Genomic DNA, 13,309 nt, shown 5'->3' on the forward strand with positions numbered 1-13,309 from the left:
CCACCGTCTCGTCACCGTCTCGTCACCGTCGAGGAGCGCCCTCATGAGCCAGCCCGTCGTCCTGCGCGGGGGCACGGTCATCACCGTCGACGACGCCCACACCGTGCTAGAGGGGCACGACGTGCTCGTCGTCGACGACCGCATCGCCGCCATCGGTGTCGACCTCGAGGTCCCCGCCGGCACCGACGAGATCGACGCCCGCGGCGGGATCGTCATGCCCGGCATGGTCGACACCCACCGGCACATGTGGCAGACCGCGATGCGCGGCTACGGCGCCGACTGGACGCTCACGCAGTACTTCGTCTGGTACTACCTCGACTGGGGTCGGCGCTTCCGCCCGCAGGACGTGCACGCGGGCAACCTGCTCGCGGCCATCGAGGCGATCGACGCCGGGGTCACCACCTGCGTCGACTGGTCGCACGGCCTGCAGACCACCGAGCACGCCGACGCCGCCGTCGACGCCCTCGCCGCCGTCCCGGGCCGCTTCCTGCTCGCCTACGGCAACATCCAGGACGCGCCCGCGAACTGGACCGCGACCCCCGAGCTGCGCGACTTCCTCACCCGCCGCCGCGGCGACGTCGAGGGCTTTCAGCTCGCCTTCGACGTCACCGGCGACCCGGCGTTCCCCGAGAGGCCCGCGTTCGAGGTGGCCCGCGACCTGGGCCTGCCGGTGACCACCCACGCCGGCGTCTGGGGCGCGACCAACGACGACGGCATCCGCCTCATGCACGAGAACGGCTTCATGGGTCCCGAGTCGATCTACGTGCACGCCGCGACGCTGTCGGCGGACTCGTACCACCGGATCGCGGCCACGGGCGGCTCAGTGTCCGCGTCCACCGAGAGCGAGCAGAGCGCCGGCCAGGGCTACCCGCCCACCTGGGTGCTGCGCAGCCACGACATCCCGGTGTCGCTGTCCATGGACACCTCGGTGTGGTGGAGCGGCGACCTGTTCTCGGCGATGCGCACGACGCTCGGCGCCGACCGCTCCCGCGAGCACCTCGAAGCCCACGCCAAGGGCGAGACCGTCACCCACGCCTCCCTGCGCGCCGAGCACGTCGTCGACATGGCGACCCGCGGCGGCGCCCGGGCCCTCGGGCGCGAGGACGACCTCGGCAGCGTCGCGGTGGGCAAGAAGGCCGACCTCGTGCTGATCCGCAACGAGCACTCGCCGGTGTCGTTCCCGCTGCTGCACCCGCACGGCCACGTCGCCTTCCAGGCCCAGCGCGGCGACGTCGAGGCCGTGCTCGTCGACGGCCGCGTCGTCAAGCGCGACCACCGCCTCGTCGGCGTCGACCTGGCCGCGGCGCGGCGCACGGTGGAGCAGAGCGTCGAGCACCTGCGCTCGGAGCTCGGCGAGGACGCCTGGCGCCAGGGGATGAACCCGGACATCCCGGAGACCAAGGTCCTCGACAACCCGTACACCTACACCGACTACCGCTCGGCCTCGACGCACGGCGCCTGATCCCCCGAGGGCGCCGACGCGCACCGGCCCTCGACCCGGGTCCTCCGGGTCGAGGGCCGCCGTGCGTCACTCCTCGGGGTCCACCCCGGCGTAGGCGTGGGCGAACCAGCGCCGCAGCAGCGGGTCGCGCTGCAGCGACGACACCCAGCCCTCGCGCAGGCCGAGCCCGAACCCGTCGCGCTCGTCGCCCGCGCCCGGCGGGGCGGTCATGATCCGCAGGAACCAGTCGGAGAACGCCTGGGTGCGCCAGATCGCGGGGAGGCGGGTCTCGCCGTAGCGCTCGGCGCGGGCGGGGTCGCCCTTCGGGCCGAACCGCTCGACCAGGCCGTGGGCGAGCTCGACGGCGTCGAAGATCGCGAGGTTCATGCCCTTCCCGCCCGCCGGCGTGATCAGGTGCGCGGCGTCGCCGACGAGGAAGACCCGGCCGTGCTGCATCGGCGTCGTCACCCGGGTCCGCAGGTCGAGGACGTCGACCTCGGGCAGCTCGACGCCGCCCAGCGCGGACCCGACCCCGAGGCGCCTGCCGACCTCGTCGCGGATTCGGTCGTGGGGCCAGTCGGCGGGCGACTGGTCGCCGGGGACCTCCATGTACAGCCGCGTGACCTCCGGCAGCCGGCGCATGTGGGCCGCGTAGCCGCGGGGGTGGGCGGCGTAGATCGTGTGGTCCACCAGCGGCGGCATCGCGGCGCTGATCACGAGGAAGCGCTGGGGGTGGCGGCGGTCGTGCTGGGTGACGACGCCGGCCAGCGACCGCGCCACCGCGCTGCCCGCGCCGTCGCACCCGATGACCACCTCGGCCTCGAGCACGCACGCCCCGTCGGGCCCGGTGGCGTGGACCGTCGCGCCGTCCGCGTCCTGCTCGACGCCGGTGACGCGGTGGCCGAAGAGCACCTCGCCGCCCTCGTCGAGGAGGGACGTCGCGACCCGGTCGACGAGGTCGTGCTGGGGGAAGACGTAGTGCGGGCGGCCCCCGGTGAGGGCGCCGTAGTCGACGAGGACCGACTCGTCGGCGGTCCGGAACTCGCAGCGGTGGTTCTCGGCCGCGAAGTCCAGGACGGTGCCGCCGAGGCCTTCGGCGGTGAGCAGCTGCACGGTGCGGTACTCGAGGATGCCCGCCTTGGGGAGCTTGCCGAGCTCGTCGCACGGCTGGCTCTCGATCACCGTCGTCGCGACACCGGCCCGCTGCAGCAGCCACGCGAGGATCAGCCCGGCCGGCCCGGCACCCACGACGACCACGTCCGTCCGCACCCCGCCACTGTCGCCCGCGGCGAGCCCGGTCCGCAGCGCGACTCCCGGCGAACGGGAAGGAGATCACGTGCTCCGGGTGTCCTCCGGGGTCAGACCGCACGTCGCCTCCACGGGTCGCCGGGTGGCGGCTGGGCTTCGCGGCGGCGCCAGGAGTCGATGTCGCGGGGCCAGCCGGGGTCGGGGGTGTCGGGTTCGGTGTCGCGTTCCCACCAGGGTGGGTCGAGCTCGGGTGAGCGCACCGACCAGCGGTGCCCGGACGGCGAGGTCCAGGTGATCACGGGCGCGGCGCCGCCGTCGGGGTCGGGTTCGAGCGCCGCGGACCACTGTCCGTGTGTCTTGATGCGGTGGTGTCGTCGGCAGGCCGGTTTGAGCTTGTCGGCGCGGGTCGGGCCGGTGCCGCCGCCGGGGCGGTGGTGCTCGTAGCGCGCGACGTGGTCGAGGTCGCAGCGTGACGCGGGCACCCGGCAGCCGGGGGCAGCGCAGGTCATGTCGCGGGCGCGCACGAAGTCCTGCATGGCTGCGGGTGGTCGGTAGCGGCGGGCGTCGAGGTGGGATGCGGTGCCGGTGACCGGGTCGGTGAACAGTCGCCGCCACCACGCGTCGGGGTTGCTGGCGAGGCGTCGGGCCATGGCGGCGAGGATCGGGCCGTGGCCTTCGAGCTCGCCGGGGCGATCGGAGAGCCCGGCGAGCACGTCCCACCCGATGGTCACCCGCACCTCGGTGCGCACCGGCGACCGCGTGCCCCGCCGCACTCCACGCACGGGATCACGCGCGTCGGTCGAGTCGCTGTCGTCGGGCGGGCTCCCGTCGCCGGTCGGCTGGTCGCTGCCAGCCGCGCCATCGCCGGTCCTGCCGTCGCCGGTCGGGTCGTCGCCGGTCAGGTCGTCGGCGGTCGCGTCGTCGCCGGTCGCGCCGTCAGCGGACGCGCCGTCACCGGTCGCGTCGTCGCCGGTCGCGCCGTCAGCGGACGCGCCGTCACCGGTCGCGTCGTCGCTGGTCGCGTCGTCACCGGTCCTGCCGTCGTTGGCCGCGTTGTCGCTGGCCGCTCCGTCCCCGGTCGCGCCGTCGCCAGCCGCGCCGTCGTCAGCCGCGCCGTCGTTCGCCTCGCCGGCTGACCCCACCGGGTCGTCGTGGTCGTCGTCCGGGCAGCAGTCGGGGTCGCAGGGGACGCCGTGGGCGGCGGCGCCGTCGAGGACCAGGTCGCGGGTGGTGTCACCGCGCTTCTGGACCATGTCGCGCGGGGCGCCGGGGTCGTCGCCGGCCCGGCGGGCCACGGCGTCGATCACCGAGTACACGCCGCGGGCCTGGTCGGCGGGCAGGCGCAGCTGCAGCACCCCGGTGGCGCCGTGGTCGTCCGACCAGTACCGCAGGCCGCGCTTGGTCATCGCCTGCTCGGGGCGTCGGCGGATCATGTCCGGCGCCAGGCGGGTGATGATCCGCCGCACCACGTCACGCAGCTGGGTGGGCGTGCGATCCCGCGGGGTCCGCAACCACAGCTCGGCGTCGACCAGCCGCGCGGTCTCCCGATCGCAGCCCTCGACCTGCTCGAGCACCACCCGCGCGTGACCCAGGGAGATCCGCCCCTCCTCCAGCGCCGACAGCGTGTGTGGCAGCCGGTCGAGCAGCATCTCGGCCTGGAACACCCGAATCTCACCGGTGCGCGCAGCCACCCGCCCCAGCGCGGCGACCTCCATCGCCACCGACTCGGAGATCAGCTCCGCGCGCCCGGCACCACGAACGACGGCCTGGCGCGCCTGCAGGTACTCGGCGGTCTCGCGGTAGAGCCGCCCGGCCGCCCAGTTCGCCAGCGCCTCGTACCCGGCGAGCCGCTCCGCGGCGTCGTAACCCTCGTCGACCGCGACATCGACCGGCTCGCACGCCTCCAGCGCGACCGCCAGCTCCGGGCCCGGCGTCCACTGCGACCAGCAGGGTGACGCGGAGGGACGTGGCTCCTCGACCACCGCCGTCCACCCGCTGTCGAACATGTGTTCGATGATACCAGTCACACCGACACCGCGGGGGCGGTTGCCACTAGCGTCGATCCATGTCCTCGCCGCTGCGCCGCGCCACCGAGGCGCCGCCCGGACAGGGCCTCGGCCTGATGCGCCTGGGCCACCCCGAGGCGGACGCCGGAGCCGATCCCGTCGCGGTCGTGCACGCCGCCCTCGACCACGGCGTGACCGTGCTCGACACCGCCGAGATGTACGGGAACGAGGACCTGGTCGGGCGCGCCGTCGCGGGGCGGCGGGACGAGGTGGTCCTCTGCTCGAAGTTCGGGGTGCGCTGGGGCGACTCGGGCCGGTTCGACGACTGGAGCGTCCACGCCGACCGCGCCAGCGTGGTGCGCTCCTGCGACGCGAGCCTGTCCCGCCTGGGCGTCGACCTCATCGACGTCTACTACCTGCACCACCGCAGCGACGAGACCCCGATCGAGGAGACCGTCACCGCCATGGCGCAGCTCGTCGCCGCCGGCAAGATCCGTGAGATCGGCCTGTCGAACGTGACCGTCGAGGACGTCCGCCGCGCTCACGCCGTCCACCCGGTGAGCGCCCTGCAGGAGCAGTGGTCGCTCGCGGCCGATGCCGCCGAGGAGTTCCTGCCGGCCGTCGCCGACCTGGACATCGTCCTCGTGGCGCACTCGCCGCTGGGCCACGGTCAGCTCTCGGGCGACACCGCGCCCGCCCCGCTCCGTGCGGCCCTGGCGGGACCGGCGGCCCGGCTCGGCGTCACACCGGCCCAGGTCGCGCTCGCCTGGGTCCATCACCAGAGCCGGCCCGACCGGCCGGTGCTGCCGCTGCCCGGCACCACCAGCCTCGGCCACCTGCGCACGAACATCGAGGCCGCCTCGATCCGGTTGACCGACGACGAGCTGCGGGCGCTGTCCGTGGCGAGGCTCCGCACCGCGCCGCGGTGACCGCCGAGCCCCGAGCGGCTCGCGCGAATCGGAGTTAGGGTCCGGCCAGCACGTGGTTGCGCCTAGGGTTCCGCCCGCCGCCCGTCATCCAGCCCACAACCAGGGATGGCCGGGGACTGGACCGAGCGGCGCCACGGCCGCCCCCGACCCACGGTCCGGGCCGGTCGACACCTGACGGGAGAGAAGCCCCGAGGGCTCCTGTTCGACGTGCCCGTTCCCGGACGGGCAGCGACCCCAGGGAGCCTCTCCGGTGACCACCGCAGTCACGGCCCTCGTCCTCCTCGCCGCGGTCCTGCACGCGACGTGGAACGCCGTCGCCCACGGCGTGCCCGACCGTCTCGTGGGGTTCGCCCTGCTCGGCACCACGTACGTCGTGATCGGCGGGGGCACCGCCCTGGCGCTCGGCCCGCCGCCGACAGATGCCTGGCCCGCGATCCTCACCTCGGCGGCGATCCACGTCGTCTACACGCTGCTGCTCTGGTGGAGCTACGAGCTCGGCGAGTTCAGCCAGGTCTACCCGGTGGCGCGCGGGTCGGCGCCGTGGGTGGTCGCGGTGATCGAGATCGCGCGCGGCCAACAGATGCCGACGCTCCAGCTCGTCGGGATCGGCGTCATCTCGCTCGGCCTGCTCAGCCTCGCCCTCGACGGCGGCCGGATCACCCGGGCGACGCTGCCGGCCCTGGGCGCCGCGCTGGCGACGGGCATCAGCATCGCCGCCTACACGGTCGTCGACGCGACGGCCGTGAGCACGACCCCGGTGGCCGTCTACGCGGCGTGGATGTTCCTGCTCCAGGGTCCGGTGATGCCGGTGATCGCGCTGGTTCGACGGGGGCGACGGCTGCGCACCCTGAGCCGGGGAGTCGTCCTCGCCGGCCTCGCCGGCGGCGTCGTCTCCCTCGCCGCGTACGGGCTGGTGCTCGTCGCGCAGACCAGCGGGGCCACGGCCGCGATCGCCGCCCTGCGCGAGACCAGCATCGTCATCGGCGCGCTGATCGGCTCCGTCTTCCTCGGCGAGCGCTTCGGCCGCGGGCGGGCGATCTCGGCGGCGGTGGTGCTGGTCGGGATCGTGCTGGTCGACGTCTCCTGAGCGGCGTAAGGTCATCCGAAATATGAGATCGCATCCCAGATTGTGAGACGAGCATGACGGCCTACAGCCAAGGGCACGCCGCGAGCGTGCTGGCGTCGCAGACCTGGCGGACGGTCGACAACTCGGCCGCCCACCTCGCGCCGCACCTCACGGCCGGGGCGCGCGTGCTCGACGTCGGCTGCGGACCGGGGACGATCACCGTTGACCTGGCCCGACGGGTGGCTCCCGGCGACGTGACAGGCCTCGACCCCGACGAGCCGACGCTGGCCACGGCCCGGGCGAACGCCGAGGGCGTCGACAACGTCCGCTTCGTGACCGGCGACGCCGACGACCTCCCCGACGGACCCTTCGACGTCGTCCACGCCCACCAGGTCCTGCTCCACCTCACCGACCCCGTCGCGGCGCTGCGCGAGATGCTCCGCGTGACCCGCCCGGGAGGGATCGTCGCCGCCCGCGAGTGCGACTACGCCGCCATCGCGATGTGGCCCCACGACCCGCGCCTCGACCGCTGGCTGGCGATCTACCGGGGCGTCGCGCACGCCCACGGCACCGAGCCCGACGCGGGCCGGCGCCTCATGGCCTGGGCGCACGCCGCCGGCGCGACGGACGTGACCCCGAGCGCGTCGATCTGGTCGTTCGCGACCCCGGACGAACGGGCCTGGTGGGGCGGGCAGTGGGCCGAGCGGATCGTCGCGTCCACGATCGCCGAGCGCGCCGTCGACGGCGGCTTCGCGACCCGCGCCGAGCTCGACGACATCGCCGACGCCTGGCGCGCCTGGGCCGCCCACCCCGACGGCTGGTTCAGCATCCCCCACGGCGAGGTGCTGATCAGCGTCGCCCCCCGCCGGTGACCTGCCCGCGGAGCGACGCAGGAGCACCGCGGGCCGTCGCTTCGGCGGATCAACGACGGAGAGTCGACGACGGCGCCTCCCCGAACCGCCGCCGGTACGCGGCGGCGAAGCGCCCCAGGTGCGAGAACCCGTGCCGCATGGCGATCGCGGCCACGCCGTCGCCCGGCTCCGCGGCGCGCAGCTCCTCCCGCGCGGCCTCGAGTCGCCGGTCCCGCAGGTAGGCCATGGGCGTGGTGCCCAGCTCGCGGCGGAAGGCCGCGTACAGCGCCCGCTCGCTGGTGCCCGCGCAGGCGGCGAGGTCGGCGACGGTGAGCGTGCTGTCGTGCGCGGACTCGACGAGGTCGAGCACCCGGCGCAGCACGCGCCGCGGCGCGGGCGGCGACCGCCGGAAGATCCGGTCCCGGTGGTTGTGGCGCGTGCCCAGCAGCAGCGCGGTCACCACGGCGTGCTCCACCTCGCCGGACAGCACGGCCGGGACCTGCCCCGGCGAGTGCGCGAGCAGCGCCCGCAGGCTCGCCACCGCCCCGACCACGGCCGCCCCGGTGCCGTCGACGTCCAGCCCCGGCTCGAACGCCAGCGGCGCGTCGGGGACGTCCTCGACCAGCGCCCGGAGCCCGCGCTCGAGCCGCTCGCGCTCGATCGCGACCATGAACTGCTCGGTGCCGGGGCCCCAGCGCATGTCGACGCGGTCGGCGTAGTCGAGGACGACCCCACGCGTCCGGTCGCCGACGACGCTGTGCCCGGACGCGGCGAACGACACCGCCCCCCGCGGGACGAAGCTGATGGTCACCCACGGGATCGGCGGCGTGCAGGTCACCGTGACGGGCGACCGGTAGCGCGAGCGCAGCACCCCGACCCCGCCGAGGCGGCGCCAGGACACCGCGGCGTCGAAGTCCTCGACGTCGTCGTCGACGGTCATCGCGTGCCCGCACCCGAGGAACTCGATCGTCCGCGAGCGCGCCAGCGCCGGCCGCGAGGTGCGGATGTCGACCGTGGCGGCGCCGAGCTCGGGACGCGCCAGGTCCTCGGTGAACGCGAGCGACATCGACGTCCTCCTCGCACGAGATCCCCTGCAGGAACCGGCCGACGGCGGCGGTCACCGGATCGTGCCGAGCGCGGCGCACTTCCTAGTGTCCGCAGTCACATCCTGACAGGAGGACCCATGACCGTCACCGACGTCGACCCGGCCACCCCGCCGGTCCAGCGGCGTGCGGCGGGCAGCGGCGAGATCGCCTACCGCCGCGCCGGGCAGGGCCGCCCGGTGCTGCTCTTGCACTCCGCGGGCGGCGCGAACGAGTGGGGCCCGCTGCAGCTCGGGCTCACCGGCACCGCCGATCTCATCGCGCCCGACCACCCCGGCTTCGGCCTCTCGGACGACCTCCCCGAGCTGCACACCGTCGACGACCTCGTCTACCACTACCTCGACCTGCTCGACGGCCTCGGCCTCGCGCAGGTCGACGTCGTCGGCGTCTCCTTCGGCGGCTGGGTCGCCGCGGAGCTCGCCATGCACTCCCCCGAGCGCGTGCGCCGCCTCGTCCTCGGGGCCGCGGTCGGCCTGCGCGTCCCCGAGGCGCCGATCGCGGACCTCTTCCTCATGAACCCGCCGCAGCTGATGCGCGCGCTCTTCCACGACGACGCCCTGGTGTCGGCGGCGCTCGCGGCCGAGCCGACCGCCGACCAGATCCTCGCCACCTACCGCGACCTCGGCGCCCTGGCCCGCTTCGGCTGGCACCCGTTCCTCAACGACCCGAAGCTCGAGCGCCGCCTGCACCGCATCACCGCGCCGACCCTGGTGCTCGCCGCCGGCGAGGACCGGCTGGTCCCGCGCGTGCACGCCGAGCGCTACGCCGCCGCCATCCCGGACGCGCGGCTGCGGGTCGTCCCCGACTGCGGGCACGCCATGCACGGCGAGAAGCCGGCCGAGGTCACCGCCGCCGTCCTCGAGCACCTGGGGAGCTGAGATGAAGGTCAACTTCTTCCACCTGATGCCCTACCCGTACCTGCCCGACGACTTCGACGACGTCGAGAAGTACCCCTCGCCGTCGCTGACGTTCTCGAACGCCCACTTCGACCCGGCGATCGGCGTGGACCTCTACCACCGCTACCTCGACGAGCTCGAGTACGCGGAGACGGTCGGCTTCGACGGGATCGTCGTCAACGAGCACCACCAGTCGGCCTACGGGACGATGCCCTCGCCCAACATCATGGCCGCGGCGCTGGCCCGCCGGACGAGCCAGGCGACGATCATGGTGCTCGGCAACGCGATCCCGCTGCGCGGCAACCCGCTGCGGGTGGCCGAGGAGATCGCGATGCTGGACCACCTCACGAAGGGCCGGCTGCTCTCGGGGTTCGTGCGTGGCATCGGCTGGGAGCACTTCGGCCACAGCATCAACCCCGCCGACTCGCGGTCGCGCTTCAACGAGGCCCACGACCTGATCAAGAAGGCGTGGACCGAGCCGGGGCCGTTCAGCTGGTACGGCGAGCACTACGAGTACCGCTACGTCAACATCTGGCCCCGCCCACTGCAGCAGCCGCACCCGCCGATCGCGGTGCCCGGCGCCGGCAGCCCGGAGACGATGCGGTGGGTGGCCGAGAACCACTACACCTACGTCTCGGTCTACGCGCCGACCCGCGTCGTGAAGACGTGGTTCGACGGCTACCGCGCCGCGGCCGCGGACCTCGGCTACGTCCCGGAGCCCGAGAAGATCGGGATGGCGCTGCCGGTCTTCGTCGGCGAGGACGACGCGTCGGCGCACCGCGAGGCGCGCCCGTACGTCGAGTGGCTCTTCCACCGCGGGCTGCGCCAGGGCCTGGAGATCGTCTTCCCGCCCGGCTACATGAGCCCCGCGGCCATGAAGGGACTGCTCAAGGCGAACATGAAGGCCTTCCCCGAGCTGTCCTACGAGGAGCTGCTCGACCTCGGCTACGTCGTCGTCGGCGGCCCGGAGCAGGTCCGCAACCGGCTCGGCGAGCTGCGCGACGAGCTCGGGTTCGGGCAGCTCATGACCATGCTGACGATCGGCGCGATGCCGGCGGAGATGGTCCGGCGCAACACCGACATCTTCGCGACCGAGGTCATCCCGGAGCTGAAGAGGAGCCCGGTGACCGCCTCGCCCTGACCCGTTACACGCGGCAACGAGCGCGCAGTCCGGAGGCAATCACCCCGCAACGAGCCCCGCACATCGTGAGGAGGAAGCCGAGCGACGCGGGGAGCGATCATGGAGTTGTCGGGCGGGCACTGGCCGGTCGTCGTCGTGGGCGGCGGGCAGGCGGGGCTGTCGATGAGCCGGTGCCTGGGACGGCGCGGGATCGACCACGTCGTGCTCGAGCGCTCCGAGGTCGCGCACTCGTGGAAGACCTACCGGTGGGACACCTTCTGCCTGGTCACGCCGAACTGGCAGTGCCAGCTCCCGGACTTCCCGTACGCGGGCGACGACCCCCACGGGTTCATGGTCCGCGACCAGATCGTCGACTACCTCGAGGCCTACCGCGCGTTCGTCGACCCGCCGATCGTCGAGGGCGTCGAGGTCACCCGCGTGACGCGCGACGAGCGCGGGACGTACCGGCTCGCCACGAGCCGGGGCGAGCTGACCGCCGACCAGGTCGTCGTGGCCACCGGCGGCTACCACACGCCGATCACCCCGCCGCTGTCCCAGGCGCTGCCCGAGGAGATCACGCAGGTCCAGTCGCAGGACTACCGCAGCGGCGCGCAGCTGCCGCCCGGCGAGGTGCTCGTCGTCGGGTCCGGCCAGTCCGGCGCGCAGATCGCCGAGGACCTGCACCTCGAGGGCCGCAAGGTCCACCTCGTGGTCGGCGACGCCCCGCGGGTGGCGCGGTTCTACCGCGGCCGCGACGTCACCGACTGGCTCGCCGAGATGGGCTACTACGACATGCCCGTCACCGAGCACCCGCGCCGCGAGGCGGTCCGCGCGCAGGCCAACCACTACGTCACCGGGCGCGACGGCGGCCGCGACATCGACCTGCGCGCGCACGCCGCGGCCGGCATGTCGCTCTACGGCCTGCTCACCGACCACCGCGACGGTGTCCTGCACTTCAAGCCCGACCTCACCGAGCGGCTCGACCACGCCGACGAGGTGTCCGAGTCGATCAAGGACACCATCGACGCGTACATCGCCCGCAGCGGCGTCGACGCCCCCGTCGAGGAGCGCTACACCCCGGTGTGGCGGCCGGACGGCGAGACGCTCGAGCTCCGCCTCGCCGACTCCGGCATCACCGCGGTGGTCTGGTGCATCGGGTTCCGCCAGGACTTCCGGTGGGTCGACGTCCCGGTGTTCACCGGTCGCGGCGCACCCGCCCACTCCCGCGGCGTCACCAGCTCGCCCGGCCTGTACTTCCTCGGGCTGCCCTGGCTGTGGACGTGGGGGTCGGGCCGCTTCTCCGGCGTCGGGCGCGACGCCGAGTACCTCGCCGAGCGCATCCGCTCGCAGCGCGGCCTGACCGGCACGGGCCCGCGCGGGGACGTCTGCAACGTCCTCGCGCTGGGCTCGTGAGGGCCTACGTCCCGGGGTGCTTCGGCGTGTTCGCCGGCGCCGGCGCGGTCTGCGGCGTCGACGGCGCGTGCTCGCCCTCGGCGCGCACGGCGCCCGCGCTGCGCGGCAGGCCCCGGGCCTGACGACGCTGCGAGGCCTCGCGCATCTTCTTCGCCGGCAGCGAGAGCCGCCAGATCGAGCGCGTGGCCTGCCAGAACTGCCGCGGGAACGAGCCCGTGGTGTAGGGCAGCTCGTACTTCTCGCACAGCGCGAGGACGCGCTCCTGGATCTCCGGGTACCGGTTGCACGGCAGGTCCGGGTACAGGTGGTGCTCGATCTGGTAGCCGAGCGAGCCCGACATGATGTGCATCAGCCGGTTGCCGGTGAAGTTCGCCGAGCCGAGCAGCTGGCGCAGGTACCACTCGCCCTGCGTCTCGTTCTCCAGCTCCTCCTCGGTGAACACCTCGGCGCCGTCCGGGAAGTGCCCGCAGAAGATGATCGCGTACGACCAGATGTTGCGGATGATGTTCGCGGTGAAGTTCGCCGTCGCCGTCGGGACGAAGTTCTTCCCGGCCAGCGCCGGGAAGAGGATGTAGTCCTTGCCGATCTGGCGGGCCTGCTTGCGGGCGATGCCCTCGAGCTTGCGCCGGAACTCCTCGGGGTCCTCGAGCTGCAGCTTGACGAGGCCGTCGATGTCGAGGTCGTGCAGGGACACGCCGTACTCGAACGCGAGCATCAGCAGCGTGTTCACCACGGGCTGCGTCAGGTAGTACGGGTGCCACGGCTGGTCGGACCGGACGCGCAGGATCTCGTACCCGACGTCCTTGTCCTTGCCGATCACGTTCGTATAGGTGTGGTGCAGGTAGTTGTGGGAGTGCTTCCACTGGTCGGCCGGGCAGACGTTGTCCCACTCCCAGGTCGCCGAATGGACCTCGGGGTCGTTCATCCAGTCGAACTGGCCGTGCATGACGTTGTGGCCGATCTCCATGTTCTCGAGGATCTTGGCCACGGACAGCGTCAGCGCACCGGCCCACCACAGCTCGCGGCGGTGGCTGCCGAACAGCATCGCGCGCCCGGCCACGTTGAGCCGGCGCTGGATGGTGATCAGACGACGGATGTAGGCGGCGTCCTCGTCGCCGCGCTTCTCCTCGAAGTCGGCGCGGATCTGGTCGAACTCGCGACCGAGGGCCTCGACGTCCGCCTCCGTGAGGTGGGCGAACTCCTTGACGTCGGCGATGGCCATAGGGGTCTTCCTCC

At 73.5% G+C, this 13,309-nt stretch carries 11 protein-coding genes; 7 read left to right on the plus strand and 4 right to left on the minus strand.

Translation table 11 applies throughout. The features are described 5' to 3' along the window. Nucleotides 1-43: 43 nt before the first annotated feature. On the plus strand, nucleotides 44-1,462 hold the full coding sequence (locus EV188_RS07155; protein WP_133825585.1) for an amidohydrolase family protein: 1,419 nt from the start codon (nucleotides 44-46) through the stop codon (nucleotides 1,460-1,462). A gap of 66 nt (nucleotides 1,463-1,528) precedes the next feature. Here EV188_RS07155 and EV188_RS07160 read toward each other — a convergent pair whose 3' ends face one another. Next, entirely contained in the window at nucleotides 1,529-2,710 is a 1,182-nt protein-coding gene (locus EV188_RS07160) for an FAD-dependent monooxygenase (protein WP_166659765.1), read from the minus strand. A gap of 89 nt (nucleotides 2,711-2,799) precedes the next feature. Continuing rightward, nucleotides 2,800-4,695, minus strand: a complete 1,896-nt coding sequence (locus tag EV188_RS07165) for a DUF222 domain-containing protein (protein WP_133825587.1) — start codon at nucleotides 4,693-4,695, stop codon at nucleotides 2,800-2,802. A gap of 59 nt (nucleotides 4,696-4,754) precedes the next feature. Here EV188_RS07165 and EV188_RS07170 point away from each other — a divergent pair, with 59 nt between their 5' ends. From EV188_RS07170 to EV188_RS07180, 3 genes are all read left to right on the plus strand, one after another. Next, a complete protein-coding gene (locus EV188_RS07170) occupies nucleotides 4,755-5,624 on the plus strand; it encodes an aldo/keto reductase (RefSeq protein ID WP_133825588.1) in 870 nt (289 codons plus the stop codon). 250 nt (nucleotides 5,625-5,874) lie between these two features. Next, complete coding sequence (locus EV188_RS07175; RefSeq protein ID WP_133825589.1) at nucleotides 5,875-6,711, plus strand: DMT family transporter; 837 nt, start codon at nucleotides 5,875-5,877, stop codon at nucleotides 6,709-6,711. Between the two features lie 53 nt (nucleotides 6,712-6,764). Then, complete coding sequence (locus tag EV188_RS07180) at nucleotides 6,765-7,562, plus strand: methyltransferase domain-containing protein (RefSeq protein WP_133825590.1); 798 nt, start codon at nucleotides 6,765-6,767, stop codon at nucleotides 7,560-7,562. 49 nt (nucleotides 7,563-7,611) lie between these two features. Here EV188_RS07180 and EV188_RS07185 read toward each other — a convergent pair whose 3' ends face one another. Beyond that, the gene (locus EV188_RS07185; protein WP_133825591.1) at nucleotides 7,612-8,607 is read right to left on the minus strand and encodes a helix-turn-helix transcriptional regulator; all 996 of its coding nucleotides are present in this window, start codon (nucleotides 8,605-8,607) and stop codon (nucleotides 7,612-7,614) included. 117 nt (nucleotides 8,608-8,724) lie between these two features. Between EV188_RS07185 and EV188_RS07190 the strand changes: the two genes are divergently transcribed. The 3 genes from EV188_RS07190 to EV188_RS07200 all read left to right on the plus strand — a co-directional run bounded on the left by EV188_RS07190 (nucleotide 8,725) and on the right by EV188_RS07200 (nucleotide 12,073). Continuing rightward, nucleotides 8,725-9,522 carry an alpha/beta fold hydrolase gene (locus tag EV188_RS07190; RefSeq protein ID WP_133825592.1) on the plus strand — a complete coding sequence of 266 codons (798 nt, stop codon included), beginning with the start codon at nucleotides 8,725-8,727 and terminating at the stop codon, nucleotides 9,520-9,522. A gap of 1 nt (nucleotide 9,523) precedes the next feature. Then, nucleotides 9,524-10,681 carry an LLM class flavin-dependent oxidoreductase gene (locus tag EV188_RS07195; RefSeq protein ID WP_133825593.1) on the plus strand — a complete coding sequence of 386 codons (1,158 nt, stop codon included), beginning with the start codon at nucleotides 9,524-9,526 and terminating at the stop codon, nucleotides 10,679-10,681. A gap of 99 nt (nucleotides 10,682-10,780) precedes the next feature. Then, complete coding sequence (locus EV188_RS07200; RefSeq protein ID WP_133825594.1) at nucleotides 10,781-12,073, plus strand: MSMEG_0569 family flavin-dependent oxidoreductase; 1,293 nt, start codon at nucleotides 10,781-10,783, stop codon at nucleotides 12,071-12,073. A gap of 4 nt (nucleotides 12,074-12,077) precedes the next feature. Here the strand turns inward: EV188_RS07200 and EV188_RS07205 are convergent, their stop codons facing one another. Then, nucleotides 12,078-13,295: a fatty acid desaturase family protein gene (locus EV188_RS07205; protein ID WP_133825595.1), complete on the minus strand. Its 1,218-nt coding sequence runs from the start codon at nucleotides 13,293-13,295 to the stop codon at nucleotides 12,078-12,080. Between the last annotated feature and the right edge of the window lie 14 nt (nucleotides 13,296-13,309).

Origin of the sequence: Actinomycetospora succinea, from assembly GCF_004363095.1 — a bacterium.
GTDB lineage: Bacteria > Actinomycetota > Actinomycetes > Mycobacteriales > Pseudonocardiaceae > Actinomycetospora > Actinomycetospora succinea.

Bases quoted from the DNA above. Each gene is read 5' to 3' on its own strand.
- EV188_RS07155 (WP_133825585.1), top strand. From the start codon at position 44: ATGAGCCAGCCCGTCGTCCTGCGCGGGGGCACGGTCATCACCGTCGAC.
- EV188_RS07205 (WP_133825595.1), bottom strand. From the start codon at position 13,295: ATGGCCATCGCCGACGTCAAGGAGTTCGCCCACCTCACGGAGGCGGAC.
- EV188_RS07190 (WP_133825592.1), top strand. From the start codon at position 8,725: ATGACCGTCACCGACGTCGACCCGGCCACCCCGCCGGTCCAGCGGCGT.
- EV188_RS07170 (WP_133825588.1), top strand. From the start codon at position 4,755: ATGTCCTCGCCGCTGCGCCGCGCCACCGAGGCGCCGCCCGGACAGGGC.
- EV188_RS07200 (WP_133825594.1), top strand. From the start codon at position 10,781: ATGGAGTTGTCGGGCGGGCACTGGCCGGTCGTCGTCGTGGGCGGCGGG.
- EV188_RS07180 (WP_133825590.1), top strand. From the start codon at position 6,765: ATGACGGCCTACAGCCAAGGGCACGCCGCGAGCGTGCTGGCGTCGCAG.
- EV188_RS07195 (WP_133825593.1), top strand. From the start codon at position 9,524: ATGAAGGTCAACTTCTTCCACCTGATGCCCTACCCGTACCTGCCCGAC.
- EV188_RS07165 (WP_133825587.1), bottom strand. From the start codon at position 4,695: ATGTTCGACAGCGGGTGGACGGCGGTGGTCGAGGAGCCACGTCCCTCC.
- EV188_RS07185 (WP_133825591.1), bottom strand. From the start codon at position 8,607: ATGTCGCTCGCGTTCACCGAGGACCTGGCGCGTCCCGAGCTCGGCGCC.